Genomic DNA, 25,728 nt, shown 5'->3' with positions numbered 1-25,728 from the left:
AGGGTAGGCCGTCACCCGCGGCACCCGGCACGTCACCGCTCGCACCGCTCGGCCCGTGGTGCGGTCCGCACGGCGCTGGGGAACCCTGGAGGTGCCGAAGGAGGAGGTGCCCATGGACCCCGTCGAAGCGCTGGAGCGGATCGCGTTCCTCCTGGAGCGGGCCCAGGCGCCGACGTACCGCGTCCGCGCCTTCCGCACCGCGGCCGGGGTGCTCGGCGGTCTTTCGGCCGCCGAGCTGCGGGAACGGGCCGGTTCGCTGGAGTCGCTCAAGGGTGTCGGGCCCAAGACGGCGCAGGTGGCGCGCGAGGCGCTGGCCGGAGAGGTGCCGGGCTATCTGGAGAGGCTGGAGGGCGAGGCGGACACCCCGCTCGCCCGGGGCGGTGAGCGGCTGCGGGAGCAGCTGCGCGGCGACTGCCACCTGCATTCGGACTGGTCCGACGGCGGCAGCCCGATCGAGGAGATGGGCCGGACCGCGGCGGCGCTCGGGCACGAGTGGGCGGCGCTGACCGACCACTCGCCGCGGCTGACGGTGGCCCGCGGTCTCTCCCCCGAGCGGCTGCGCGAGCAGCTGGACGTGGTGGCGGAACTGAACGCCACCTGGGCGCCGTTCCGGCTGCTGACCGGGATCGAGTGCGACATCCTCGACGACGGCTCGCTCGACCAGGACCCGGAGCTGCTGGAGCGGCTCGACGTGGTGGTCGTGTCGGTGCACTCCAAGCTGCGGATGGACGCGCGCTCGATGACCCGCCGCATGGTGGCCGCCGTCCGTGATCCGCACGCGGACGTCCTGGGGCACTGCACCGGGCGGCTGCTGACCGGGCGGGGGCGGCCGGAGTCGGAGTTCGACGCGGACGAGGTGTTCGCCGCCTGCGCCGAGTCCGGCACCGCCGTGGAGATCAACAGCCGCCCGGAGCGGCTCGACCCACCGCGGCGGCTGCTGCGCCGGGCGGTGGCGGCGGGTGTGCTGTTCTCCGTCGACACCGACGCGCACGCGCCCGGCCAGCTGGACTGGCAGATCCACGGGTGCGCGCGGGCCGAGGAGTGCGGGGTGCCCCCGGAGCGCGTGGTCACCACTTGGACCCTGGACGAGCTGCTGGCCTGGACCCGTCAGGGCCGTACTCCGTCCGGAGTGGCGGGCCGCTGACGTGGTACCCGTCCGCCGAGCCTCGGACCAGGAAAGGAACAGTGCATGGAACGGGCGGCCGTGTTCGACGTCGACGGGACCCTCGTCGACACCAATCACCTGCATGTGACGACCTGGTGGGAGGCCTTCAGGCAGGCCGGGCACCGGGTGCCGATGCACGCCGTCCACCGGGCCGTGGGGCTCGCCTCCGGCGACCTCGTCGGGCACCTGCTGGGCGAGGACCGGGACCGGAACCAGGACGCGGAGCTGAGCGCCGCGCACAAGGCACTGTACGGACAGTACTTCGACCGTCTGCCGGCGCTGCCGGACGCCGGGGAGCTGCTGCGCCGCCTGGCCGGCGACGGCTGGAAGGTGGTCCTCGCCACCTCGGCGGGCGGCCCGGAGCTGGGTGCGCTGCGGCGGGCGATCGACGCGGACGACGCGATCGCCGCCACCGCGAGCGCCGACGACGTGGACGCGGGCAAGCCGGCACCGGAGCCGGTCGAGCACGCCCTGGAACTTGCCGGGGTGCCGGCCGGGCGGGCCGTCTTCGTCGGCGACACCGTGTGGGACATGCGGGCGGGCAGCCGGGCCGGGGTGCGCTGCGTGGGCGTGCTGTGCGGCGGTCTGCCGCGTGCCGACCTGGAGGAGGCGGGCGCGGCGGCGGTCTACGCCGACCCGGCCGACCTGCTGGCCTGCCTCGAACGGAGCCCGTTCGCATGAGCCGCCGGTTCGTACCCCGCTTCGAGACGGGTCCGCCGGTCACGCGGACGCCCGGCACCGCATGACCGCTGCGACACACAGGCTCCGGGAAGCACTCCGGGGACGGCGGCCCGTGGCCGCGGTGTGGTGGGAGATGTGCGCCGTCGGACGGGCCGTCCGCGCCGCCTGGCGGGGGCCCGGACGGGAACGCGACCTGGTCGTGCAGTCGCTGAAGGCGGCGGGCGCGGCGCTGATCGCCTGGGCCGTGGCGGGCGTGTGGCTGGGCGATCCGCTGGCGTTGATGGCGCCCTGGGTGGCGCTGGTCCTCGTCCAGGCCACCGTGTACAGCTCGGTGCGGCAGGCCGGGCAGCAGTTCGCGGCGATCTGCGCCGGGGCCCTGGTGGCGTCGGTGGCGCAGGCGATCACGGATGACACCACGGGGGCGCTGGCACTGTCCCTGCCGGTGCTGATGCTGATGGCGAACTGGTCCCGCTTCGGCCAACAGGGCATCTACACGGCCACCACCGCGGTGTTCGTCCTGGCCTCCGGCACGGCGGTGTCGGCCTCCGCGGTCGGCCACCGGGTGGGGCAGGCAGCGCTCGGCGCGTTCATCGGCGTCGCGGTCAACGCCTTCGTGCTGCCGCCGGTCCATCTGCGCGACATCCGGGAGAACCTCGCCGCGCTGGCCCGGGAGGCGGGCGACCTCCTGCACTCCGTGGCCGACGACCTGCGAGGGACCGAGTGGGACGCGCAGAGCGCGGCCGGCTGGTCGAGCGACGCCGCCCGGCTCCAGCGGCGGCTGGACGCGCTGTACTCGGCCCGGTCCTGGAGCAGGGAGAGCCTGCGTCTGACCTCCGGCCCGCTGCGCCGGCTGCACCGCGGGCCCACCGTGGTACCGCCCGAGGACGAGGACCAGCGGTGGAGCCGGGTCACCGGGAACATCACCGCGTTGACCCGGACGCTGGCGGTGGCTGCCGACGAGCACCGGACGCCCGTTTCGCCCGATGGCCCGGCCCTCGACCTGTACGCGCGCCTGCTGCGGCAGATCGGCGACGCCTGCCACGTCGAGGCGAGCCGGCTGGTGGGCGAGGCCGCGAAGGCGAGCCCGGAGCGGGCGACCGAGGTGACGATGGAGGAGCTGCACCGGCGGTTGCAGCTCGGGCTGCGGGAACACGCAGGGCGGGGAGCCGCGCGGACGGCGGTTCTCGGCACCCTGCTGCTCCAGGCGGAGAACCTGTGGGCCGAGATCGTGCCCGAGCGGGGCGAGCCCACGGAGCAGTGACCCACATCACCCCAAAACGCGACAGAGGGTGGAACACCGGCGGGGGCTTCTCCGTTGAACAGAACGTGGGTGCGGATGGAACAGTGTCCCCGGGCCTCACCTATAGCCCACAGGGAAGATCGTTCGGCTGAAGCCCTGTGGAGCCCCCCGCCGAGAGGCGACCGCCATCCGTATCCACCCCAAGCCGCCCCGGCCGTGATTCCCCCGTCGCGGTCGGGGCTTCTCCTTGCGTGCCTCCCCCGAGCGGTGGGTACCCGGTGCTGTCCGCACGGCCGAGCCGCCGAGAGGAGCACAGGGTGAGCAGCGCAACGGGCAGCAGGATCGTCGTCACGGGCGCCACCGGCAACGTGGGGACCAGTGTGGTGCGCCTTCTCTCCGAGGACCCGCAGGTGGGCTCAGTGCGGGGACTGGCCCGGCGGATTCCCGGGTGGTCGCCCCCGAAGACGGAGTGGGCCGCGGTCGACCTGGCCTCGGACCGCACCGACCTGAGCGCCCACTTCGCGGGCGCCGACGCCGTGATCCATCTGGCCTGGGCGTTCCAGCCGACGCACGACCCGGCGACGACCTGGCGTACGAACGTACTGGGCTCCATCCGGGTCTTCGAGGCGGTGGCCGCGGCCGGGGTGCCGGCGCTGGTGCACGCCTCGTCGGTCGGCGCGTACTCGCCGGGACCCAAGGACCACGCGGTGGACGAGTCGTGGCCGACGCACGGCTGGCCGGACGCCGCGTACTGCCGGGAGAAGGCCTATCTGGAACGGGCCCTGGACACTTTCGAACGCGACCACCCGGGGATCCGGGTGGTGCGGATGCGGCCGGCCTTCCTCTTCAAGCGGGAGTCGGCCAGCGAGCAGCGCCGGATCTTCGGCGGACGGTTCCTGCCGGGTCCGGCGGCCCGTCCGGAGCTCCTCCCCTTCCTGCCGGACGTCCCCGGCCTGCGGGTCCAGGCCCTGCACACCGACGACGCGGCCCACGCGTACCGGCTGGCGGTGCGTTCCGAGGACGCCCGGGGCCCCTTCAACCTCGCCGCCGAGCCGCCGGTGGACGCCGAGCTGCTGGGTGAGCTGATGGGGGCGCGTCCGGTGCGGCTGCCCCGGACCGCGGCCCGCTCGGCGGTCGCCGCCGCGTGGGGGCTGCGGCTGCTGCCTGCCTCCCCGCACCTGTTCGACGCGGTGCTGCGACTGCCGCTCATGGACTGCACCCGGGCACGGGTGGAGCTGGGCTGGCGCCCGACGCGTACGGCCACCGAGGTGCTGGAGGAGTTCCTGCGGGGCCTCCGGCAGGGCGCGGGGGCGGACACGGAGCCCATGCGGGGGCGCAAGGTCGGCTGAGCGCGGGGACTGCCCGCCCCACGCCCATGCCTCCTTGACGTCGTCAGCCGGACGACTCGTCGGGCACCGGGTGCTCGGGGTTCACGTTGCCCGAGTGCGGGGCGCCCTGCCGGCCCGTCCCCGCCTCGTCCGTGTCGGGCACGTCGGTGGCGGACCCGTCCGGCTGCTCCGCCCTCTCGCCGCCGGCCTCGTCGTCGGCCTCCGTGTGCTCCTCGCCCTCGCCCTCGCGCCGGTCGCTCTCGTCGCCCTGACGGTGTTCGAGCTGCTCGCGGGTGGGCGCGGCGGCCTCCCACGGGTCGTCGTCGATGCCGGCCTGCTGATCGGGCATGTCGCGCGGGACGGGATCACCGTTCTCACCCGGTCCCTCGTGGCGGTGATGGGTCACGGCGCGCTCCTTCCCGTGGTCCTGCCGGTCGCCCGAGCGGCATCGGGTACCGCCGCGGTGACCGGCGAAACCTCAGTGCGGGGCCCGCTCCTCGAGCGCGGTGCGCCAGGCGGGGACCGGGTACTCGGGCGCCGGCTCGGGGCGCCGGCCGCCGCGCGCGAAGAAGTCGGCCAGGGGCAGGATCGCGGCGCCGACGGTGACGGCGTCGGGGCCGAGCCGACCCAGGTCGACCGTCACCTTCTGGGCGGGGTGGCGCAGCGCGTACGACACGGCGTGGCGGCGTACGGCCGGCAGGAAGCGGGTGCCGAGCTGGAGGCCGGCCCAGCCGCCGATGAGGATGCGCTCGGGCTGGAAGAGGTTGATCAGGTCGGACAGGCCGGCGCCCAGGTACTCGGCGGTCTCCTCCAGGACGGCGAGCGCGACCGGATCGGCCGTCCCGCCCTCGGCCGGGTAGGCGGCGGCGAGCATCGTGGTGAGGGCGGTCTCCTCGTCGGTGCCCTCCGGCACGCGGCCGCCCTCCTCGCGCCAGCGGGCCAGCAGTGACTCGGCGCCCGCGTACGCCTCCAGGCAGCCGAGCGCTCCGCAGCGGCAGCGGCGGCCCCTGACCCGTACCGTCAGGTGGCCCCATTCGACCGCCCGGCCCTGCTCGACCTCGGGGGTGACGAGGCTGGCGCCGACGCCGGAGCCGAAGAGGACCACGACCGCGTTGCGCGCGCCGCGTCCGGCGCCGAACCACATCTCGGCCTGGCCGAGGGTCTTGGCGCCGTTGTCGATGAGATGAGGCACGGTGTCGGGCAACGGCGACCCGGCCCGGAGCAGGGCCTCCAGCGGGACCGCGTCCCAGCCGATGGTCTGGCCGTGCACCACGGCACCGCGGTCGGCGGTGTGCTCGACGATGCCGGGGACGCCGATCCCGGCGCCGAGCAGCCGCTCGGGCGGGAGTCCGGCCGTGGCCAGCACCTCGGCGATGCCGTCGCGGATGTGGCCGACGATGACGTCCACGTCGTACCGCTGCTCGGCCAGCGGGTGTTCGGCGCGGGCGAGTTCCGTGAGCGTCAGGTCGAACAGCTCGACCCGCACCCGGGTCTCGCCGACGTCCACGCCGATCATGTGGCCGCTGGCGGGGGCCACGCGCAGCAGCGTGCGGGGCCGACCGCCGTCGGAGTCGACGCTGCCGGCCTCCTCGACCAGTCCGTCGGCGACCAGGTCGGCGACCACGTTGCTGACGGAACCGGAGCTGAGGCCGGTCGCCGGGCCCAGCTCGAAGCGGCTGAGCGGTCCGTCGAAGTAGAGCCGTTGCAGCACGGCCGTACGGTTGGCCCTCCTGAGGTCGCGCACCGTGCGCCCGTTCCGCCCCGCCATGTGGCTCCTCCCGTACCGTGCCCGGTCTGCAACATACCTCTGCCGGACTGCCGCACGCGACTTCCCTTTGCCCTTAATTCATGCTATGAACTCGCGCCCGCCGAAAATGCGCTGGCCTCTTCCCCTGTCGGCTATCTACGCTAGGTGGAAACCTAGAACCCCTAGGTTCTTGCCACGTCGACATACGCATTCGACATACGAATCGACATACAAAGGGGAGGCTCCCATGAGAGCACTCGTCGAACAGGACATCCGCACCTCCTTCATCAACTGCTCGAAGGGCGAGACCAAGCGCCTGGCCGTCCCCCGCGATCTCGACGAGCGTCCCTGGGGCGATCTCGACTTCCTCGGCTGGCGGGACCCCGGGGCGCCCGACCGCAGCTATCTGGTCACCGACCACGACGGGGGCCTCACCGGTGTGGCCCTGCGGTTCCAGCCGGCCCGGAGCGGCTACTTCCAGCGCAGCATGTGCGCGCTGTGCCTGACCACCCATCCCCGGGGCGGTGTGTCGCTGATGACGGCGCGCAAGGCGGGCGCGGCCGGCCGCGAGGGCAACTCGGTCGGCCTGTACATGTGCACCGACCTCGCGTGTTCCCTGTACCTGCGGGGCAAGAAGGTGTCGCAGAGCGGCGCCCGCTTCGAGGAGAGCCTCACGCTGGAGGAGCAGGTCGCCCGGGCACTGGGCAATCTGTCCGCCTTCGTCGCCAAGGTGAGGGCCTGACCCGTCCGGCGGCGCACGGCGCGTGAGAGGGGCCCGGCCGTCCGCGTCCGGCTACCGTCCTGATCGGACACGTTCGAGGCGCCTGCGGAAGGGAACAGCCCGAGGATGCGGGATGTGCGTGAGGCCGTGGGGTCGACTCTGCGGCGGGTGAAGTGGCTTCGGGACCCCATGGTCGTGCAGGCCCTGCGCTCGGCCGCCGCGGCCTCGATCGCCTACGTCATCGCGGTGCGGCTGACCCCCGACAAGTCGGCGGCGCCGCTCACCGCTCCCCTGACCGCGCTGCTGGTGGTCCAGGTCACCCTGTACGCCACGCTCAAGATGAGCATCCGCAGGGTGAACGCCGTGGTGGCCGGTGTGCTGGTCGCCATCGCCTTCAGCCAGCTGGTCGGGCTGAGCTGGTGGAGCCTGGCCCTGCTGATCGTGGCGGCGCTGGGTGTCGGGCATCTGGTGCGGGCGCACGAGTTCACCGCCGAGGTGGCCATCAGCGCGATGCTGGTGCTCGGCGTGACCTCGCACGGCAGCCTGGCGTGGGCCCGGGTGGTGGAAACCCTGATCGGGGCGATCGTCGGGCTGGTCTTCAACCTGATCCTCGCCCCTCCGGTGTGGGTGGAGCAGGCGGGCGAGTCGATCGTGGGGCTGGCCCGGCAGGTGCGCCAGCTCATGCTGCGCATGGGTGAGGAGGCCGCCGACAGCACGCCGTTCCACGAGGCGGCGGCCCGGCTGCACGAGGCCCGCCGGCTCGACCACGACATCGGCGAGGTGGACGAGGACCTCCGCCAGGCCGAGGACAGCCTGCGGTTCAACCCCCGGGTGCGCGAGGGGCTGCTCCACCGGGTGGTGCTGCGTACGGGTCTGGACACCCTGGAGATCTGCACGGTGGTCATGCGGGTCCTGGCGCGCACCTTCACCGACCTCGCCAAGGAGCGTGAGCCCGAGCCCCTGTTCCCGCCGGAGACGGGGGCGACCATCCAGCAGCTGCTGTCGGAGATCGCCGACGCCGTGGTGAGCTTCTCGGTGCTGGTCACCACCAGCGCCAGTGACGACGCCGAGTCCGCGGAGGAGCGGCTGTCCACCGAGCTGCGGCAGGCCGCGGCCACCCGCGACCGGCTGGCCGTCCTGCTTCTGGAGGAGGTCAGGCGCGACGAACGGCAGTGGCAGTTGCGGGGCGCGGTGCTGGCCGAGGTCAACCGGATCATCGACGAGATGGACACCGAGCACCGCTCCCGCCGGCTCCTGGAGGAGCTGGACCACCACACGCGCGAGCAGCGCGAGCGCATGCCGCGGCTGACCCGGCTGTGGGACCGGGTGCGGGCGCTGTGGCGGAAACGGAACCGCGGCCGCGCCGCGCGGCGTTCCCATTGAGGAAGAGTCCACAGGGATGAGGGGGCGTTCGGATGACCGACACCAGCGTGCGGATCGACGGGAACCGGCTGTTGCTGCCGGGTGGTGCGGCGGTGCGCTTCATCCGCACCATGCGACTGCCCGAGACGGGCACCCATCCGCTGCCGCCCGGGCTCGGCGAGTTCCCGGTCCGCCGGGTCTCGGACTACGCCGACACCGTGCCCGAGGCGTGGCGGGCGCGCGGCGGCGTGATGCTGCCGGTGTACCTGCGTGAGGCCATGTGGCTGAGCTTCGCCGGCACGAGGGAGCCCGCCGCCCTCCAGGTCGGGGTGGGCAAGGTGTGCGCGGTCTCGGGCAGGCCCTGGAGCGACCGGCTGTCCCGCGATCCGCAGAACTACGTGGTTCTGCCCCGCCAGCCCTGGCTGGACGGCATCAACTCCGGGACGGGCACGGTCCGTCAGTTCGTGGCGGTGCCACTCGGCATGGGGGCGACCGTCGAGGGCCAGGTCACCGGCGAGGAGGTCTGGGGCGGCGTCCAGCTGCAGGCCCGCCCCCTCAACGACACGGAGCTGGCCCGCTGGCGGGAGGAGAAGGAGGAGGAGCGGCGCCGTGCCGAGGCGACGCGCAGGCGGGCCCGGTCGGGCGGAGCCTTCGGTGCCCCGATGCCGGCGTCGGCCCCCGCCGCCCCGGGTGCGGCCCCGGCCTACGGAGGCGCGGCCCGGCCCCGCTCCGCACCGGCCATGGGGCTCGGCGTCGGAGGCTCCATGCGCCAGGAGGTGTACCGCGACCAACGGCCGCTGACGGACTGGGCCGAGGCTCCGGCCGGCCGGGTCTTCGTGCACCTGGTGACGCCTCCCGAGTGGCAGCGCATCACCGGCGAGGCGCCGCCGCCCTCCCCCGTGGACCGGGCCGCGTACACCCGGGCCGGCCTGCCCTGGTACGACTACTACGACCAGGACGCCCACGATCTCGCCCCCACGGGGCCGCTCCAGGACGTCAAGCCGGTCGGCGACTGGATCGGGGACGACCACGAGCCGTGGCAGGCGCCCACGCCCCCGCAGGTCAAGCCGCTCAAGGACGCGCCGGGCGAGCCGGTCCAGGACGGCGACTGGTAGGGGACGGGGGGGCTGGTGGAGGACGGGACCGGAGGCGCGGACACGAGCCGCGACGACGGAAACGGGCGGCACCCCTCAAGGTCGCACCGGGCGAACCCGTACAGGACGGCGACAGGCGACGGACGGCGCCCGCCAGGGGACGGAACGGGCAGGGGCGGACGGGCAGTTGCGGATCGGGCAGGGGCGGAACGGGCAGGGGAGCGCGGACATGAGCGGTGACGGCTGGAACAGGCGGCGGTTCGTCGGGCTGCTCGCGCGGACGGCCGCCGCGGCGGCTGCGCTCCCCGCGGCGGCTGCGTGCGGTGCTCCGTCGGACCCCGTGGCGTCCTCACCGGCGCCGTCCACGACGCCCACCGCGCCCGGGGCGAGCGCGGGCGCGTCGGGCAGGCAACGGGAGTCCGCCGGGCCGCGCCCGCTCCTGACCGGCACCTACACCTCCGTCGAGGGCGGCGGCAAGGGCATCGGGCTCGCCGACTACGACCCCGGGACGGGCCGGGTCACCGGCCGGGGCGTCCTCGCCGAGGTGGACGATCCCTCCTACCTGGCGGTGCACCCCGACGGCCGCGTCCTGTACGCGGTGAACGAGCGCGAGGACGGCGCGGTGAGCGCCGTCCGGCTGTCCGACCGCAGGGTCCTGGGCAGCCGGAGCACCGGCGGAGAGGCGCCCTGTCACCTGTCCGTGCATCCGGGCGGGCGCTGGCTGCTGAGCGCCAACTACGGCTCGGGCAGCGTCGCCGTGCACCCGATCGACGCCTCGGGCGCGCTCGGCGAGCGCACCGGCCTGGTCACGCACTCCACTCCCCCGCCAGGACCGGGGCAGCGGGGTCCGCACGCCCACCAGATCGTCACCGGCCCGGACGGGAACCACGTCCTCGCCGTGGACCTCGGCACGGACACCGTCTACACCTACCGCCTGGACGAGGGCGCGGGCACCCTCGAGGAGGTCGCGCGGGCACGGACCCGGGCGGGTGCCGGGCCGCGCCACCTCACCTTCCACCCGGGCGGACGCCACGCCTATCTCGCCAACGAGGTCGACAACACCGTCGCGGTCTGCGCCTACGACCCGGACACGGGACGCCTGAGCATCGGCGAGGCGCAGTCCACCGGCACCGGTTCCGGCACCAACCACCCGGCGCAGATCCTGGTCACGTCCGACGGCTCGTACGCCTTCCTCGCCAACCGGGGGCACAACAGCCTCACGCGCTATGCGGTGGAGGCCGAGGGGGCCCGGCTCCGGCCGCTCGGCACGGTGCCGGTGGGCGGGGACTTCCCTCGGCAGATCGCCTTCTCCCCCGACGGCGGGCTGTTGTTCGCGGCGAACCAGAGGTCCGGCACCGTCAGCGTGTTCCACGTGGCCGACGGTGGCGAACTGCGGCCCGCGGGAGAGCCGTTCCCCTCACCCGTCGCCGTCTGTGCGCTGCCGCTGTAGGGCCCGGGGGCAGGACGCGGCGCTCGCCTGGGACAGCAGCACGTGCACCCGTTCCGTGAGCTGTGCGATGTCGTCGGCCGGGGCGTGGAAGGGCAGCCGTACGTCGCCGTGGTCCCTCAGGCGCTCGATGCGCAGGGTCAGTCCGTGCCGGTCGACGGCGAGCGGCCGCACCCGGACCGCGCCGTGCAGGCCGTCGGGTTCGACGAGCCGGGTCAGCCGCTGGACGGCGTCGCCGTGGCAGTCGGCGAGATGGGTCAGCAGCCGGGCCTCCGCCAGGGCCAGCGGATCGGGCGCGGCGGCGGTGAAGTCGTCGACGTCGACCACCACGGCACCGGACGGCCGCCGCAGCACCACGCGGGTGGGCCGGAAGGCCAGGTGCCCGTCCTGCACGGCGAACCAGCCGGCGAGCCAGAGCCGGGCCCTGATCCGCCCCCGTACCGGGACGGGCGCCACGTCTGCGAACTCCAGCACGGCGGACGGCTCCCCGCGGGGCGCGCAGACGGCGGCCGCGAGCAGGGCGCTGTCCTCGGGCACGTGCAGGAGCACGCGGCCGTCGTCGGCCACGGTGTGCGCGCCGACGAACTCCTCGCGGCCGCCCTCCGCGGTCACCGCGCAGGACCAGGCGGCGGCGAGCACGGAACGGGCCTGCTCCGCCGCGGCGGGCGCGGCCGTCCAGGTGTGGCTGTCACCCATCCCAACCTCCGTTCAGCAGTCATTAGGTAAGGCTCACCTAACCTATCGGAGATCGGAGAGCGCGCCAACCACGACGCGCGATCCCACCGCGCTCCCGCATCGCGGGCTCAGGGCGCGATGGCACCCAACAGCGCCCGCGCGCACAGGTCACGCACCTGTGCGCGGGCGGGTTCCGGGTCCCGCAGCCACTCCAGGCAGACCGCGGTGGTGAACGCCAGCCAGCCGCGCACCGCCAGCCGTACGTCGCCGCGCTCCTCGAAGGCCGGGCCGAACTCCGGGTCGGCGGCCAGCGCCGCGAGGATCTGCCGCTCCTGCGCGGCGAGCGCCCGCCGGTAGACCCGGCGCACGGCCTGGTCCCCGGTCGCGTCGGCGCGGTGGAAGGCGCGGTAGCCGTGCGCGTGGGCCCGGACGTACTCCAGGTACGCGTCGAGGCCCGCGGTGAGCTGCTCGCGGACCGGCACCCCCGGCACGGCCGCCGTCATGCGCAGCATGCGCTCGCTCTCGCGCTCGACGACCGCCGCGAAGAAGTCCCGCTTGTTCGGGAAGTAGTGGTACAGCAGCCCTCGGGAGACCCCGGCGATCTCGGCGACCTGCTCGATCCACACCTCGTCGTAGGGGCTCTCCGAGAACAGCCGCGCCCCCACCGAGAGCAACTGCTCCCGACGCTCCCCGGTGCTGAGCCTGCGGCGGGTGCGCTCCCCCTGTTTCGCGGCCATGCCCGCACCTTACTTGACGTCGGTTCAACAACGGGACGAGACTGGGCCGCGTTATTGAATCCATGTACAACACGCTGGCCCCGGCTCGTGCAACACGCCGCTGCGTCAAGGGAGATCGCGTCATGGCGGAGACGACGAAGACATTGGCACCGGACGGACTGCCCAGGGGCTTTCGCAGCGCCGAGCTGGGCTGGCCCGAACTGCACCGCATACCCCGCCCGCCGTACCGGCTCCCCCTGCTCGGGGACGTGGTCGGGGCGAGCAGGCGCACCCCGATGCAGGACTCGCTGCGGTACGCCCGGCAGCTGGGCCCGGTCTTCCGGCGGCGGGCCTTCGGCAAGGAGTTCGTGTTCGTGTGGGGTGCCTCCCTCGCCGCCGACCTGGCGGACGAGACGCGCTTCGCCAAGCACGTGGGCCTGGGCGTGGCCAACCTGCGGCCGGTGGCCGGGGACGGGCTGTTCACGGCGTACAACCACGAGCCCAACTGGCAGCTCGGGCACGACGTGCTGGCGCCCGGTTTCAGCCGCGAGGCCATGGCCGGGTACCACGTGATGATGCTGGACGTGGCCGCGCGGCTCACCGAGCACTGGGACCGGGCCCGGGCGTCGGGGCGGGCGGTGGACGTGCCGGGCGACATGACCAAGCTGACGCTGGAGACCATCGCGCGCACCGGTTTCGGGCACGACTTCGGGTCCTTCGAACGCGCACGCCCCCATCCCTTCGTCACCGCGATGGTGGGCACGCTCACCTACGCGCAGCGGCTGAACACGGTGCCCGCACCGCTCGCCCCCTGGCTGCTGCGCGGCGCGAACCGGCGCAACGCCGCCGACATCGCGTTCCTCAACCGCACGGTCGACGACCTCGTCCGCGAACGCCGGGCGGCCGGCGGCGGGGGCGGCAGGGGCGGCGACGGCGACCTGCTCGACCGGATGCTGGAGACGGCCCACCCCGAGACCGGTGAACGGCTGTCGCCTCAGAACGTCCGCCGCCAGGTCATCACCTTCCTGGTGGCCGGCCACGAGACCACCTCGGGCGCGCTCTCCTTCGCCCTGCACTACCTGTCCCGGCACCCCGAGGTCGCCGCCCGGGCCCGGGCCGAGGTGGACCGCGTCTGGGGCGACACCGACGCGCCCGGTTACGAGCAGGTGGCCAAACTGCGCTACCTGCGCCGGGTGCTGGACGAGTCGCTGCGGCTGTGGCCGACCGCGCCCGCCTTCGCCCGGGAGGCCCGCCGGGACACGGTGCTCGGCGGCACGTATCCGATGCGACGCGGTGCCTGGGCGCTGGTGCTGACGGGGATGCTGCACCGCGACCCCGAGGTGTGGGGGCCGGACGCCGAACGGTTCGACCCGGACCGGTTCGACGCGAAGGCCGTACGGTCGCGCGCCCCGCACACCTACAAGCCGTTCGGGACGGGGGCCCGGGCGTGCATCGGACGGCAGTTCGCACTGCACGAGGCGACGCTGGTCCTGGGACTGCTGCTGCGCCGCTACGAGCTGCGGCCCGACCCGGACTACCGGCTGCGGGTGACCGAGCGGCTGACGCTGATGCCGGAGGGTCTGCGTCTGCGTCTGGACCGGCGGACCGCCTCCGGCCCGCCCCGAAAGGTGCCCGAGCAGGCCCCGGTCACCGGGGACGTCCCCTCAGGACCCGGCTGTCCAGTGCACCGGGCGCGTGACTGACTCCGGCAGCCTGGTTCCGGCGCTGCCCCGGGCGGCGGTGAGCTGCGGCTGGGTCAGGAAGAAGGCGCCGGTCAGGTCGGCGTCCGTGAGGTCGGCGTCCCGCAGGTCCGCGCCGATCAGGTCGGCGCCGCGCAGGTCCGCGCCGTTGAGGTCGGCGGCGATGAGGTAGGCCCCGCGCAGATCGGCGCCCGCCAGGTCGGCGCCCCTCAGACGGGCGCCCATCAGGTCGGCGCCCCGGCGGTTCTTCTTGCGGCCGCGGGTGCCGGACCGCACGAGTTCGCTGGTGCGCAGCAGGAGCACGTTGACCCGCTGCCGGTGCCCGGGCACGTCCAGGGCGGACAGCTCGTCGGGGGTACCGGCGGTGAGGCGCTCGGTGTCGGCGAGGGCGCGGCGCAGATCGGCGTGGACCGGGCGGGCCGCGGGCAGGGTCAGCGCCTCGGTCAGGTACCAGAGCAGCTCGTGCAGTTGGCGGACCACCGGGAAGACGTCGAACATCCGGCGGGCCCGCTCGGGCGGGCCGGTGCGCCAGTCCTGGCCGCCGAAGGTCACCTGCGAGACCCGCTGCCCGGCGCCGAAGCAGTCGTAGACCGTGCAGCCGCTGAAGCCGCTCTCCCGCAGCCTCGCGTGGATGCCGCAGCGGTGGTCGGTGCGGAGGTTCGGGCAGGGCGTTCCGGCGTCCTTGTCGATCGCGAAGTCCGCCGAGCGGGCGAAGGGCAGGGCCGCGCAGCACAGGCCGAAGCACCGCTCGCAGTCGGCACGCAGTTCCGCCGGGTCTGCCGGATCCGCAGCCGGGTCCGCCGTGTGTTCTCGCATGCCGACGAGGATACGGTCCGCCGGGGTGCCCCGGCGCCGACGGCCACCGGCCCCGGTCAGGCCTCCAGTGCGGAAAGGTCCAGGTCGGCCAGGCGCTCTGGGTCGGACAGGATGTACAGGCCGGTGATGAGTCCGTCGGCGACGGTGACGTAGGTGACGGACTGCACGCCTGTCCCGGACACGGCGACGGTGCCGACCGCTCCGTTGACCAGGACGACGCGGGCGAGCCCGGCGAGGTGACGGAAGTGGAACGCCCCGGTGGCGACCGTCCGCGCGCCCCGCACCACCTTCGACGCGGCCGCGCCCCGGGCCAGCACACCGGCGTCGGCCCGTAGCACCACGTCCGGGTGGAGGACGGACACCAGGGCCTCGAAGTCACCGGCGCGGCTCGCGGCCAGGAACGCCTCGACCGCCCGGCGCTGCCGGCCGAGGTCCGGTTCGGCGGCGGGGGTCGCGTCGCGCACCCGGCGCCGGGCCCGGCTGGCCAGCTGCCGGGTGGCGGCCGGGCTGCGCTCGACGACCCGCGCGATGTCGTCGAAGGGCACGGCGAACATGTCGTGCAGGACGAACGCCAGCCGCTCGGCCGGCTCCAGGGTCTCCAGCACCACCAGCAGCGCGATGCCCACCGAGTCGGTGTGCAGGGCCTCCTGCTCCGGATCGGTCCGCGGCAGCGCCCGCACCACGGGGTCCGGCACGAAGGTGTCGAAGCCCTCGGCCAGCGGCTCCTCGCGGCGGGCGGTGCGCGAACGCAGCAGGTCCAGGCAGATCCGGCCGGTCACCGTGGTCAGCCAGGCGCCGAGGTTGTCGACGCGGTCCCCGCCGGTGCGGTCGAGCCGCAGCCAGGCCTCCTGCACGGCGTCCTCCGCCTCGGCCAGGGAGCCGAGCATGCGGTACGCCACCGCCTTGAGCTGCCCGCGGTGCTCCTCGAACCGCTCCGCCAGACGCTGCTGCGCCTGCGCGCCCCGCACACCATGCACGCCGTCTTCCCCCCGCTGGTCCCGCTCGTCCCGCTCCCCCGCCACGCCGCTACCGTCCGAAGACTTCGAAGGTCACGGCCGGCTTTCCACCGAACCGCTCCCCCGCGGCCTGGGCGAAGCCGGTGAGGAATCCGCGCACGTACGTCTCCGGGTCCTCGTCGGTCAGCACCTCGATGTACGTCCGGTGTTCGAGCAGCGAGCGCACCGCGCGCTCGAGACCCGGCGCGGCGTCCACCGCGTGGGTGGGCGAGGAGGAGCCGGCGACCGCGACCCACCGCACGCCGTCCCACGGTTCGAGGCCCTGGTCGGTCAGCTCCGGGAAGATCCAGCGGTTGCCGGCGTCGCCCGCCGCGTCGAGCGTGGCCCGGCCGACGGCCACGTGGTCCGGGGTGTTCCAGGCGACGCCGCCCCAGGTGTCCCGGTGGTTCATGGTGATGACCAGCTCGGGCCGGTGCCGGCGGATCGCGGCGGCGATGTCGCGGCGCAGCGCGGTGCCGTACTCGATGACACCGTCCTTGTGGTCGAGGAACTCCACCTCGCTCACCCCGACGACGGCCGCGCTCGCCCGCTGCTCCCGCTCACGCAGCGGGGCGCACTCCGCGGGCGCCAGCGTGTCGATGCCGGCCTCGCCCCGGGTCGCGAGCACGTAGGCGACCTCGCGGCCCTCGTCGGTCCACGCGGCGATCGCCGCCGAGCAGCCGTACTCCAGGTCGTCCGGGTGGGCCACGACGGCCAGGGCGCGGCGCCAGTCCCCGGGCATGGGCTCCAGTTGCGTGATCGTCGGCTCCGTCATGCCCGCACACTAACCCGGGCCGCCGGCGCCGCACCCGGATTTCGGGCCTCGCCGCTCACGCCTCGTCGCGGGCGAGCGCGAGCAGCCGGTCCAGGACGCGCGGGCCGCCGGCCCGGACGCCGTCGTGCTCGAACTCGTCGGTGACCCAGGTGCGCAGGCCCCGGATCGCACGGGCGGTGGTGAGCGCGTGCACGGTGTCGACGTACATGTCGTCGTGGTAGACGGCCGCGGCGGCGGGCACCTCGTTGGCGGCGAGGCGGGCGGGGTCGTACAGGGGCGTCCAGTCGGTGCGGGCGGCGAGCAGTTCGGCGGTCTCGCGCAGCGGGCGCAGTGCCGGGTCGCAGTCGAACATCCAGGGGTGGACCGACTCGCCGGTGAAGAGCAGCGGTTCGTCGCCGGCCAGGGCCTTGGCGGCGTCGAAGCGCGGGAACTCGGCGCGCACCCGCTCGGCGGACCAGTCGGTGGGCCGCGCGTCCTGGCCGTAGCAGGCCTCGTGGACGAGGGCGTAGAGCGGGTGTCCGGCGTAGGACAGCAGGCCCTGCGCCTCCTCCTGGAAGGCGTCGGACAGCTCGTGGCCGTTCGGGGTGCGGACGAAGGCGTCCTCCAGCAGGAAGTGCAGGCGGTGGCTGCCCTCGCTGCCGCCGAGCATGATGCCGAGGGACTGGAAGGCCTCCACGGTCAGCCGGTAGCCGTTCGGCAGGACCACGTCGTGGGTGAGCAGGTGGTCGGCGATGCGGCGGGCGCGTTCGACGTCCTGCGGATAGCGGGCGTAGTGCGCGACGACCTTGCGCTCGATGCGGGGGAAGGCGGCCCGGTAGACGTCGTCGGCGTGGGCGTCGAGGGAGGGCAGACCGCCGGTGATCAGAGCGGCGCTCAGGCCCTCGGGGGCCAGCGACAGGTAGGCGACGGTGCAGAAGCCGCCGAAGCTCTGGCCGAGGACGGTCCAGGGGGCGCCGCCGGTGATCTGCGGGCGGATGGCCTCGCAGTCGCGGACGATGGCGTCGGCGCGGAAGTGGGCGAGGTAGTCGGCCTGCTCGGCGGGGCCGCCGCGCAGCGGGAGCGTCTGACGGTTGGCGGTCGTGGAGGCGCCGGTGCCGCGCTGGTCCAGGAGCAGCACGCGGTACTCCTTGAGGGCGCGGCCGAGCCAGGCGGGACGGCCGATGAAACGGTTCGCCCCGAAGCCGGGGCCGCCCTGGAGGTAGACCAGCCACGGCAGGTCCTGGTGTGCCTTGTCGCTCGCGACGGCCTCGCGGGCGTACAGCTCGATCGTCTCCCCGGTGGGGTCGGCGTGGTCGAGGGGCACGGTGAAACGGCGGTCGGTGAGGACGACGCCTGGCTGGCGGTAGCTGACGCTCAAGGGGGCTCCCGGGGCGGACGGATCTGACGGTGCGGGTCTGACGGACGGATGCGACGGCCGATTCTTTCGGCCGTGTCCCAGTTCAGCACACGGTCCTGCGGCCGCCGACCCCCGGGATCATGAAATCGTGCTGAATGACCGGTCAGCGGGCGGCGAGGCTGGAGCGTCGCACCACCAGTTCGGGCTGGAGGACGACCCTCCGGTGCGGGTGGGTCCGGTCGGTGCCCTCCAGTTCCGTCTCCTCCAGGAGCAGTTCGGCGGCCATGGCGCCCATGGTGACGGCGGGCTGGCGCACGGAGGTGAGCGGGACGGCCGCGGCGGCGGCGAACTCGATGTCGTCGTAGCCCACGATCGCGAGGTCCTCGGGGACGCGGACTCCGGCGGCGTACATGGCCTGGAGGACACCGAGGGCGAGCAGGTCGTTGGCGCAGAAGACGGCGGTCGGCCGGTCGGCGAGGCCCAGCAGGCGGGCGCCGGCGTCCCGGCCCGCGGCGACGTCGAGCCGCTCGGTGGGCAGTTCGCGCAGTGCGTCGGGGCCGAGCCCGGCCTCGGCGAGCGCGCTGAGGGCGCCGGTGCGGCGGTCGCGCACCTGGTTGAGGCCGGGCGGACCGCTGACGTAGGCGATGGAGCGGTGCCCGGCGTCCACGAGGTGGCGCACGGCCAGCGCGCCGCCCGCGACGTCGTCGACGGAGACCGAGCACTCGGTGGTGCCCTCGGCGACCCGGTCGACCAGCACGAAGGGGATGTTGTGGCGCCTGAAGCCCTCGATGTTGCGTCCGGTGGCGTCGGCCGGGGTGAGCAGCACACCGCGAACCCGCTGTTCGGCGAAGAGCGAGAGGTATTCGGCCTCCTCACCCGGGTTCTGGGCGCTGTTGCAGACCATCACGCCGAGCCCGGCCTCGCGGGCGGCCCGCTCGGCGCCCCGCGCGACGTCGACGAAGAAGGGGTTGCCCATGTCCAGGACGAGCAGTCCCATGATCCGGCTGCGGCCCGCGCGCAGCTGCCGCGCGGACTCGCTGCGGACGTAGCCGAGCCGGTCGATCGCGGACAGCACGCGCGCGCGGGTCTGCGTCGCGACGGTGTCGGGGCGGTTGATGACGTTGGAGACCGTGCCCACGGATACTCCGGCGACGCGGGCGACGTCCTTGATACCCACGGAATGGGCCATCGGGCAGGGACCTCCGAGGTCGAGCTGGGTATGGGGGGCGGCCGCAGAACCTTCACATTACCCGCGGCGCCCCGGGAAGAGCCCCTCAGGCGAGGTGGAACACCTCGGTGAGCGGCTTCATCGCCTCGTCGGGGCGGGCTCCGTCGAGGGACTCGAAGAGGGGGCCCATCTCCGTCTGCCAGCGGGCGTTGACCTCGGTGGCCTCCATGCCGGCCTGGGCGGCGGCGAAGTCCTCGGTCTCCAGGTAGCCGACGAGCAGGCCGTCGTCCCGCAGGAAGAGCGAGTAGTTGTGCCAGCCGGTGGCGGAGAGTGCCTCGCACATCTCCGGCCACACGGCGGCGTGGCGTTCGCGGTACTCCGCGATGCGGTCCTGGCGAACCTTGAGCAGGAAACAGACGCGCTGCATGAAGTACCGCTCCCGTACGAGAAGCCGAGAACTCGAGAAGTCGAGAAGCCGAGAAGTCGCGACTAGAACTTGAACTGGTCGATGTTCTCGGCGGTGAAGACGGTGGGCTTGCCGAGGTTGATCACGCCGTCCTTGCCGATGGTGTACTCGCCCAGGCCGCCGGCCTTGAAGGTCTCGCCCTCCTTGCCGGTGATCTGCCCGGAGGACAGGGCGACGGCGGTGCGCGCGGCCAGTTCGCCGAGCTTGGCCGGGTCCCACAGCTCGAACGCCTCGACGGTGCCGTTCTTGACGTACTTGCGCATGTCGTTGGGCGTACCGAGGCCGCTCAGCCTGACCTTGCCCTTGTACTTGGAGCCGGACAGGTACTGGGCGGCGGCCTTGATGCCGACGGTGGTCGGGGAGATGATCCCCTTCAGGTCCGGGTACTCCTGGAGCAGGCCCTGGGTCTGCTGGAACGACTTCTGGGCGTCGTCGTCACCGTAGGCGACCTTGACCAGCTTGATGTCCTTGTACTTCGGGTCCTTCAGCTCGTCCTTCATGATCTCGATCCAGGCGTTCTGGTTCGTCGCGGTCTGCGCGGCGGAGAGGATCGCGATCTCGCCCTTGTTGCCGATCTGCTCGGCCATCTGCTGCACCTGGGTGCGGCCGATGTCGTCGGCGGACGCCTGGGAGATGAAGGCGTTGCGGCACTCGGGGTTGGTGTCCGAGTCGTAGGTGACGACCTTGATGTCGTTCTTCATGGCCTGCTTGAGCGCGGTGCACAGCGCGCCCGGGTCCTGCGCGGAGACGGCGATGGCGTCGACCTGCTGCTGGGTGAGCGTGTTGACGTAGGAGACCTGGCCCGCGGTGTCGGTGCCGCTGGAGGTGCCGACCTCCTTGTAGCTGGAGCCCAGCTCCTTCAGGGCCTTCTCGCCGCCCTTGTCTGCGACGGTGAAGTACGGGTTGTTGACCTGCTTGGGCAGGAAGCCGACGGTCAGCCCCTTCTTCGTCTCGGCGTTCGGGTCGGCCTTGCCCGCCGCGGCGGCCGAGCCGCCCTCGTTCTTGACGTCCTCCTTCGTGGTGCCGCCGCAGGCGGTGGCCGCCAGGGCGAGAGAGGTGACGGCGGCGAGGGCCGCGCAGGTGCGGCGGATGGTCGACTTGCGCATGGTGGGTTCCTTATCGGGGATGGGCAGAGCCGGTTACGGGTTACGGGGTCGGCGCGGGCGCCTTGGACAGGGGCGCCGATGCCGCCCTGCGTCCGGCCCGCGCGACGGAGATCTGCCGTGCGACCCGGGGGCCCAGCACGGAGACGACGAGCAGGACGCCGGTGACGACGATCTGCGACTGTGCGGAGACGTTGACGAGGCTCATGACGTTCTGCAGCGCGCCGAGCAGGAACACACCCGCGATCGCGCCGCCGAGGGTGCCCTTTCCGCCGTCGAAGTCGATGCCGCCCAGCAGCACGGCGGCGACCACGGAGAGTTCGAGGCCGGTGGCGTTGTCGTAGCGGGCGCTGGCGTAGTGCAGGGCCCAGAAGATGCCGGTGAGCGCGGACATCAGGCCGGTCAGCGTGAACAGGACCAGCTTCTGCCGCTTGACCCGGATGCCGGCGAAGCGCGCGGCCTCCTCGCTGGCGCCGATGGCGAACAGCGACCGGCCGAACGGCATGGCGTGCAGCGCGATCACGGCGATGGCCAGCAGCGCGAGGAACGGCAGGAAGGCGTACGGAACGAAGGTGTCGCCGATGCGTCCGGCCGCGAAGTCCAGGTACTGCGAGGGGAAGTCGGTCACCGCGTCGGAGCCGAGCACGATCTGCGCGATGCCCCGGTAGGCGGCCATGGTGCCGATGGTGACGGCGAGGGAGGGCAGCCCGAGCCGGGTGACCAGGAGGCCGTTGACCAGACCGCACACGACACCGAGCAGCAGGCAGATCGGGATGATCACCTCGATGGTCATGCCCTGGTTCCACAGCGCCCCCATCACCGCGCCGGACAGTCCGGCGGTGGAGGCGACCGAGAGGTCGATCTCGCCGGAGACGACCAGCAGGGTCATCGGCAGGGCGATGAGCGCGATCGGCAGGGTGTTGCCGATCAGGAAGGACAGGTTGAGGGCGTTGCCGAACCCGTCGACGAAGCCGAAGGAGAGCAGCAGGACCACGACGAGAAGGCCGCCGACGGCCCCGTCCCACCTCAACGAGGCGGACCAGCGGCCGGCGCGCGTCAGGGAGCTGTCAGCCATGGCGGGCGTTCCTCTTCTTCAGGGCGTTGGCCACCCGCAGCGCGACGATCCGGTCGACGGCGATGGCGAGGATGAGCAGGATGCCGTTGATGGCCAGCACCCACACGGAGCTGACGCCGAGGGCGGGCAGCACGCTGTTGATGGAGGTCAGCAGCAGCGCGCCGAGGGCCGCGCCGTAGACGCTGCCGGAGCCGCCGGTGAAGACCACGCCGCCGACCACCACGGCGCTGACGACGGTCAGTTCGTAGCCGTTGCCGGTACCGGAGTCGACGTTGCCGAACCGGGCCAGGTAGAGGGCGCCGGCGAGTCCGGCCAAGGCGCCGCAGAAGGTGTACGCGGCGAGGATGCGCTTGCGGACGGGGATGCCGGCCAGCCGGGCCGCCTCCGGGTTGGAGCCGAGCGCGTACAGCTCGCGTCCGCTGCCGAAGTGCTTGAGGTAGTACGCCGTGGCGACGAGGACCACGAGGGCGATCATGGCCAGCCAGGGCACGGCCGAGAGTCCGCCGGAGCCGAAGTCGACGAAGCCGCCGGGCAGGTCGGCCGCGGTGATCTGGCGGGAGCCGACCCAGATGGAGTCGATGCCGCGGATGATGTAGAGCGTCCCGAGGGTGACCACCAGGGCGGGCACCTGGCCGAGGCTGACCAGCAGACCGTTGAGCAGACCGGCGCCGACGCCCATCAGCACCGCGAGCAGCACGGCCACGACGGGGTTGCCGCCGCCCTGGAGGTAGCTGCCGGCGGCGAAGGCGCTGATGCCGAGGGTGGAGCCGACGGACAGGTCGACGTTGCGGGTGATGACGACCAGGGACTGGCCGGTGGCGACCAGGATCAGGATGGTCGCGTTCAGCAGCAGGTCCTTGATGCCCTGCTCGGACAGGAACTCGCTGTTGCCCGCCTGGGTGATGGCGATCATCACCAGGAAGACGAGCAGGATGGCCAGTTCGCGCATCTTGAAGATGCGGTCCACCAGCCGGGTGGCGCCGGCCTTGGGCACGTCGGCCACGGGGGCCTGGTCGGGTGCGGTGACCGTCATGCGGCGGCCCTCCCCGTGGCTGCGGCCATCACGGTCTCCTCGGTGGCGTCGGTACGGGGGATCTCGGCGGTCAGGCGGCCCTCGTGCATCACCAGGACGCGGTCGGCCATGCCGAGGACCTCCGGCAGGTCGGAGGAGATCATCAGGACGGCCACGCCGTCGGCGGCCAGCTCGCTCAGCAGCCGGTGCACCTCGGCCTTGGTGCCGACGTCGATCCCCCGGGTCGGCTCGTCGACGATCAGCACCTTGGGGCCGGTGGCCAGCCACTTGGCGAGGACGACCTTCTGCTGGTTGCCGCCGGACAGGGTGGCGACGGTGTCGGCGATGCGGGCGTACTTCACCTGGAGCTTGACGGCCCAGTCCAGGGAGCGGCTGCGTTCGGCGCCGCGGTCCATGAGTCCGGCCTTCACGGTGGTACGCAGCCCGGTGAGGCCGATGTTGCGCTCGATGGACATGTCCATCACGAGGCCCTGGGCGCGGCGGTCCTCCGGGACGAGGGCGAGCCCGGCGGCCATCGCCGTGGAGGGGGCGCCGTTGACGAGCGGCCTGCCGTCGACCTCCACCTCCCCCGCGTCCCAGCGGTCGACGCCGAAGACGGCGCGGGCGACCTCGGTGCGTCCGGCGCCGACCAGTCCGGCGAGGGCGACGATCTCGCCCCGGCGGACCTCGAAGGAGACGTCGGTGAAGACGCCCTCGCGGGTCAGCCGGCGCACGCTGAGGGCCTTCTCGCCCGGGGTGACCTCCTGCTTGGGGTACAACTCGTCCAGGTCGCGGCCCACCATGCGGCGCACCAGGTCGTCCTCGGTCATGCCCTCCAGCGGCTCGCCGGCGATCCGGGCCCCGTCGCGCAGGGTGGTGACCCGCTTGCAGATGCGGAAGATCTCCTCCAGGCGGTGGGAGATGAACAGGACGGCCGCGCCCTGTTCCCGCAGGGTGCGTACGACGCCGAAGAGGCGGGCGACCTCGCTGCCGGTGAGGGCCGCGGTCGGCTCGTCCATGATCAGGACGCGGGCGTCGAAGGAGAGTGCCTTGGCGATCTCCACGATCTGCTGGTCCGCGATGGACAGACCGCGCGCGGGCCGGTCCGGGTCCAGCTCGACCCCGAGGCGCCGCATCAGCTCGGCGGTGGCGTCGTGGGTCGCCCGGTGGTCGATGCGGCCCAGCGCGCGCCGGGGCTGACGGCCCATGAAGATGTTCTCGGCGATCGACAGGTCCGGGAAGAGCGTGGGCTCCTGGTAGATCACGGCGATACCGGCGTCGCGGGCGTCGCCGGGCCCGTGGAAGACGACCGGCGCACCGTCGAGCAGCACCTGGCCGGCGTCAGGGCGGTGCACTCCGGCGAGCGTCTTGATGAGGGTGGACTTTCCGGCGCCGTTCTCGCCGGCGAGGGCGTGCACCTCGCCGGGGAACAGCTCCAGGGAGACGTCCCGCAGCGCGCGGACGGCGCCGAAGGATTTGGAGACGTCCCTGAGCGCCAGAACCGGGGCCGTACCCGTGTCGGACGGGTGGGTCATTGGGGGCTCCTCGACGACACCGGGCGGGACGGCCCTCACGGCGTCGTGAAAGGTTTCAACTTGGTTGCCGGGGACGTTAGGCAGCGAGGGTATGTCACGTCAATGGTTCCGGGTCGAAAAACTTTCGATAGTCGAAGGTCACGACCGAGTCACGGAGAGCCTGGTCGGCCAGAAGGGTTGACACCTCACCTGGCGGCTCATAACTTCGCGTTCTGAATCGTTTCACACATGGTCGTGCTACACGCTGGCCACGACCCGATGTCACAGGAGCGCCGAAGTGACCGAGCTCGCCGCGGTGAAGGCCGCGCTCAAGACCCAGGCAGTCGAGACGCCGTCGTGGGCGTACGGGAACTCCGGCACCCGGTTCAAGGTCTTCGCCCAAGCCGGTGTGCCGCGCGATCCGTTCGAGAAGCTGGACGACGCCGCGAAGGTCCACGAGTTCACCGGCGTGGCCCCGACGGTCGCCCTGCACATCCCCTGGGACAGGGTCGAGGACTACGCCGCGCTGGGGCGGCACGCCGAGGACCGGGGTGTCCGGATCGGCGCGATCAACTCCAACACCTTCCAGGACGACGACTACAAGCTCGGCAGCATCTGCCATCCCGACGCCGCGGTGCGCCGGAAGGCGGTCGACCACCTGCTGGAGTGCGTCGACATCATGGACGCCACGGGTTCCCGTGACCTGAAGCTGTGGTTCGCCGACGGCACGAACTACCCCGGGCAGGACGACATCAGGTCCCGGCAGGACCGGCTGGCCGAGGGTCTTGCCGAGGTGTACGAGCGGCTCGGCGAGGGACAGCGGATGCTCCTCGAGTACAAGCTCTTCGAGCCGGCGTTCTACACGACGGACGTGCCGGACTGGGGCACGGCGTACGCCCACTGCCTGAAGCTGGGCGAGAAGGCGCAGGTCGTGGTGGACACGGGGCACCACGCGCCGGGCACGAACATCGAGTTCATCGTGGCGACGCTGCTGCGCGAGGGGAAGCTCGGCGGGTTCGACTTCAACTCGCGGTTCTACGCGGACGACGACCTGATGGTCGGTGCGGCCGATCCGTTCCAGTTGTTCCGGATCATGTACGAGGTGGTGCGCGGGGGCGGGTTCACCTCCGACGTGGCGTTCATGCTCGACCAGTGCCACAACATCGAGGCGAAGATTCCGGCCATCGTCCGGTCGGTGATGAACGTGCAGGAGGCCACCGCGAAGGCGCTGCTGGTCGACGCGGCGGCGCTGGCCGCCGCGCAGGGCTCGGGGGATGTGCTCGAGGCGAACGCCGTGCTGATGGACGCGTACAACACGGACGTGCGGCCGCTGCTTCGGGAGGTGCGGGAGGAGTCGGGGTTGGACCCCGAGCCGATGAAGGCGTACCGGGCGTCCGGTTGGGGCGAGAAGGTCGTTGCCGAGCGGGTTGGTGGCGAGCAGGCGGGGTGGGGAGCCTAGTCCGTAGGCGTCTGCCGGGTTTGTGTTGTTCGCGGACTGCGGGCCCGTTGTGGCTGGTCGCGCCCGCGCGGCGGAGCCGCACACAGATGCAGCCCCGCGCCCCTTGCAGGGCGCGTCACCACCCCTCGATCGA

Annotated in this window: 24 protein-coding genes; 10 read left to right on the top strand and 14 right to left on the bottom strand. The window is 72.9% G+C overall.

Going from position 1 to position 25,728, the window contains the following annotated elements; translation table 11 throughout:
- The first annotated feature begins 112 nt into the window (after nt 1-112).
- The 4 genes from ACGH7X_RS35900 (at nt 113) to ACGH7X_RS35885 (ending at nt 4,435) form a co-directional block, all read left to right on the top strand.
- Nucleotides 113-1,144, top strand: coding sequence for a PHP domain-containing protein (locus ACGH7X_RS35900; protein WP_399893696.1), 1,032 nt, complete (start codon nt 113-115; stop codon nt 1,142-1,144).
- A gap of 45 nt (nt 1,145-1,189) precedes the next feature.
- Nucleotides 1,190-1,846, top strand: coding sequence for an HAD family hydrolase (locus ACGH7X_RS35895; protein WP_399893693.1), 657 nt, complete (start codon nt 1,190-1,192; stop codon nt 1,844-1,846).
- Between the two features lie 61 nt (nt 1,847-1,907).
- On the top strand, nt 1,908-3,107 hold the full coding sequence (locus ACGH7X_RS35890; protein ID WP_399893690.1) for an aromatic acid exporter family protein: 1,200 nt from the start codon (nt 1,908-1,910) through the stop codon (nt 3,105-3,107).
- A gap of 296 nt (nt 3,108-3,403) precedes the next feature.
- Entirely contained in the window at nt 3,404-4,435 is a 1,032-nt protein-coding gene (locus ACGH7X_RS35885; protein WP_399893688.1) for an SDR family oxidoreductase, read from the top strand.
- A 43-nt stretch (nt 4,436-4,478) separates the two neighbouring features.
- Here the strand turns inward: ACGH7X_RS35885 and ACGH7X_RS35880 are convergent, their stop codons facing one another.
- Both ACGH7X_RS35880 and ACGH7X_RS35875 read right to left on the bottom strand, forming a co-directional pair.
- Nucleotides 4,479-4,820, bottom strand: a complete 342-nt coding sequence (locus ACGH7X_RS35880; protein ID WP_399893685.1) for a hypothetical protein — start codon at nt 4,818-4,820, stop codon at nt 4,479-4,481.
- Between the two features lie 72 nt (nt 4,821-4,892).
- The gene (locus ACGH7X_RS35875) at nt 4,893-6,182 is read right to left on the bottom strand and encodes an ROK family protein (protein WP_399893683.1); all 1,290 of its coding nucleotides are present in this window, start codon (nt 6,180-6,182) and stop codon (nt 4,893-4,895) included.
- A 226-nt stretch (nt 6,183-6,408) separates the two neighbouring features.
- Between ACGH7X_RS35875 and ACGH7X_RS35870 the strand changes: the two genes are divergently transcribed.
- The 4 genes from ACGH7X_RS35870 (at nt 6,409) to ACGH7X_RS35855 (ending at nt 10,788) form a co-directional block, all read left to right on the top strand.
- Entirely contained in the window at nt 6,409-6,903 is a 495-nt protein-coding gene (locus ACGH7X_RS35870) for an FBP domain-containing protein (RefSeq protein ID WP_399893680.1), read from the top strand.
- Nucleotides 6,904-7,008: 105 nt separating this feature from the next.
- On the top strand, nt 7,009-8,265 hold the full coding sequence (locus tag ACGH7X_RS35865) for an aromatic acid exporter family protein (protein ID WP_399893677.1): 1,257 nt from the start codon (nt 7,009-7,011) through the stop codon (nt 8,263-8,265).
- A 32-nt stretch (nt 8,266-8,297) separates the two neighbouring features.
- Nucleotides 8,298-9,359, top strand: coding sequence for a hypothetical protein (locus tag ACGH7X_RS35860; RefSeq protein ID WP_399893674.1), 1,062 nt, complete (start codon nt 8,298-8,300; stop codon nt 9,357-9,359).
- 208 nt (nt 9,360-9,567) lie between these two features.
- Nucleotides 9,568-10,788, top strand: a complete 1,221-nt coding sequence (locus tag ACGH7X_RS35855; RefSeq protein WP_399893671.1) for a lactonase family protein — start codon at nt 9,568-9,570, stop codon at nt 10,786-10,788.
- Here ACGH7X_RS35855 and ACGH7X_RS35850 read toward each other — a convergent pair.
- Both ACGH7X_RS35850 and ACGH7X_RS35845 read right to left on the bottom strand, forming a co-directional pair.
- Complete coding sequence (locus ACGH7X_RS35850; protein ID WP_399893668.1) at nt 10,756-11,481, bottom strand: DUF2470 domain-containing protein; 726 nt, start codon at nt 11,479-11,481, stop codon at nt 10,756-10,758. The genes ACGH7X_RS35855 and ACGH7X_RS35850 overlap by 33 nt on opposite strands.
- 107 nt (nt 11,482-11,588) lie before the next feature.
- Nucleotides 11,589-12,197, bottom strand: coding sequence for a TetR/AcrR family transcriptional regulator (locus tag ACGH7X_RS35845; RefSeq protein ID WP_399893666.1), 609 nt, complete (start codon nt 12,195-12,197; stop codon nt 11,589-11,591).
- Between the two features lie 122 nt (nt 12,198-12,319).
- On the opposite strand from ACGH7X_RS35845, the gene ACGH7X_RS35840 reads away from it, so the two are divergent.
- Complete coding sequence (locus ACGH7X_RS35840; protein ID WP_399893663.1) at nt 12,320-13,879, top strand: cytochrome P450; 1,560 nt, start codon at nt 12,320-12,322, stop codon at nt 13,877-13,879.
- Here ACGH7X_RS35840 and ACGH7X_RS35835 read toward each other — a convergent pair.
- From ACGH7X_RS35835 to ACGH7X_RS35790, 10 genes are all read right to left on the bottom strand, one after another.
- Nucleotides 13,841-14,692, bottom strand: coding sequence for a pentapeptide repeat-containing protein (locus ACGH7X_RS35835; RefSeq protein WP_399893661.1), 852 nt, complete (start codon nt 14,690-14,692; stop codon nt 13,841-13,843). The genes ACGH7X_RS35840 and ACGH7X_RS35835 overlap by 39 nt on opposite strands.
- A gap of 56 nt (nt 14,693-14,748) precedes the next feature.
- Nucleotides 14,749-15,669 (bottom strand): RNA polymerase sigma factor SigJ, encoded by a 921-nt coding sequence (gene sigJ, locus ACGH7X_RS35830; protein WP_399897578.1) that lies wholly within the window; start codon nt 15,667-15,669, stop codon nt 14,749-14,751.
- Nucleotides 15,670-15,718: 49 nt separating this feature from the next.
- Nucleotides 15,719-16,462 carry a PIG-L deacetylase family protein gene (locus ACGH7X_RS35825; RefSeq protein WP_399893658.1) on the bottom strand — a complete coding sequence of 248 codons (744 nt, stop codon included), beginning with the start codon at nt 16,460-16,462 and terminating at the stop codon, nt 15,719-15,721.
- A 55-nt stretch (nt 16,463-16,517) separates the two neighbouring features.
- Nucleotides 16,518-17,819, bottom strand: a complete 1,302-nt coding sequence (locus ACGH7X_RS35820) for an alpha/beta fold hydrolase (protein ID WP_399893655.1) — start codon at nt 17,817-17,819, stop codon at nt 16,518-16,520.
- 142 nt (nt 17,820-17,961) lie between these two features.
- Nucleotides 17,962-18,987 carry a LacI family DNA-binding transcriptional regulator gene (locus tag ACGH7X_RS35815; protein ID WP_399893652.1) on the bottom strand — a complete coding sequence of 342 codons (1,026 nt, stop codon included), beginning with the start codon at nt 18,985-18,987 and terminating at the stop codon, nt 17,962-17,964.
- An 85-nt stretch (nt 18,988-19,072) separates the two neighbouring features.
- The gene (locus ACGH7X_RS35810; protein ID WP_399893649.1) at nt 19,073-19,393 is read right to left on the bottom strand and encodes an L-rhamnose mutarotase; all 321 of its coding nucleotides are present in this window, start codon (nt 19,391-19,393) and stop codon (nt 19,073-19,075) included.
- 62 nt (nt 19,394-19,455) lie between these two features.
- Complete coding sequence (rhaS, locus tag ACGH7X_RS35805) at nt 19,456-20,538, bottom strand: rhamnose ABC transporter substrate-binding protein (RefSeq protein ID WP_399893647.1); 1,083 nt, start codon at nt 20,536-20,538, stop codon at nt 19,456-19,458.
- Nucleotides 20,539-20,578: 40 nt separating this feature from the next.
- Nucleotides 20,579-21,610: an ABC transporter permease gene (locus ACGH7X_RS35800; protein WP_399893644.1), complete on the bottom strand. Its 1,032-nt coding sequence runs from the start codon at nt 21,608-21,610 to the stop codon at nt 20,579-20,581.
- Nucleotides 21,603-22,643 carry an ABC transporter permease gene (locus tag ACGH7X_RS35795; protein WP_399893641.1) on the bottom strand — a complete coding sequence of 347 codons (1,041 nt, stop codon included), beginning with the start codon at nt 22,641-22,643 and terminating at the stop codon, nt 21,603-21,605. Before ACGH7X_RS35795 ends, ACGH7X_RS35800 begins: the two co-directional genes overlap by 8 nt.
- The gene (locus ACGH7X_RS35790) at nt 22,640-24,157 is read right to left on the bottom strand and encodes a sugar ABC transporter ATP-binding protein (RefSeq protein ID WP_399893638.1); all 1,518 of its coding nucleotides are present in this window, start codon (nt 24,155-24,157) and stop codon (nt 22,640-22,642) included. The genes ACGH7X_RS35795 and ACGH7X_RS35790 overlap by 4 nt, the downstream gene beginning before the upstream one ends.
- 277 nt (nt 24,158-24,434) lie before the next feature.
- On the opposite strand from ACGH7X_RS35790, the gene rhaI reads away from it, so the two are divergent.
- Nucleotides 24,435-25,595, top strand: coding sequence for an L-rhamnose isomerase (gene rhaI / locus ACGH7X_RS35785; RefSeq protein WP_399893635.1), 1,161 nt, complete (start codon nt 24,435-24,437; stop codon nt 25,593-25,595).
- Nucleotides 25,596-25,728 lie beyond the last annotated feature (133 nt).

It is taken from the genome of Streptomyces sp. BBFR51, assembly GCF_044591655.1.
GTDB lineage: Bacteria > Actinomycetota > Actinomycetes > Streptomycetales > Streptomycetaceae > Streptomyces.
Note: the sequence above shows the minus strand (reverse complement) of the source record. Positions and strands in the feature narration are given on the sequence as shown.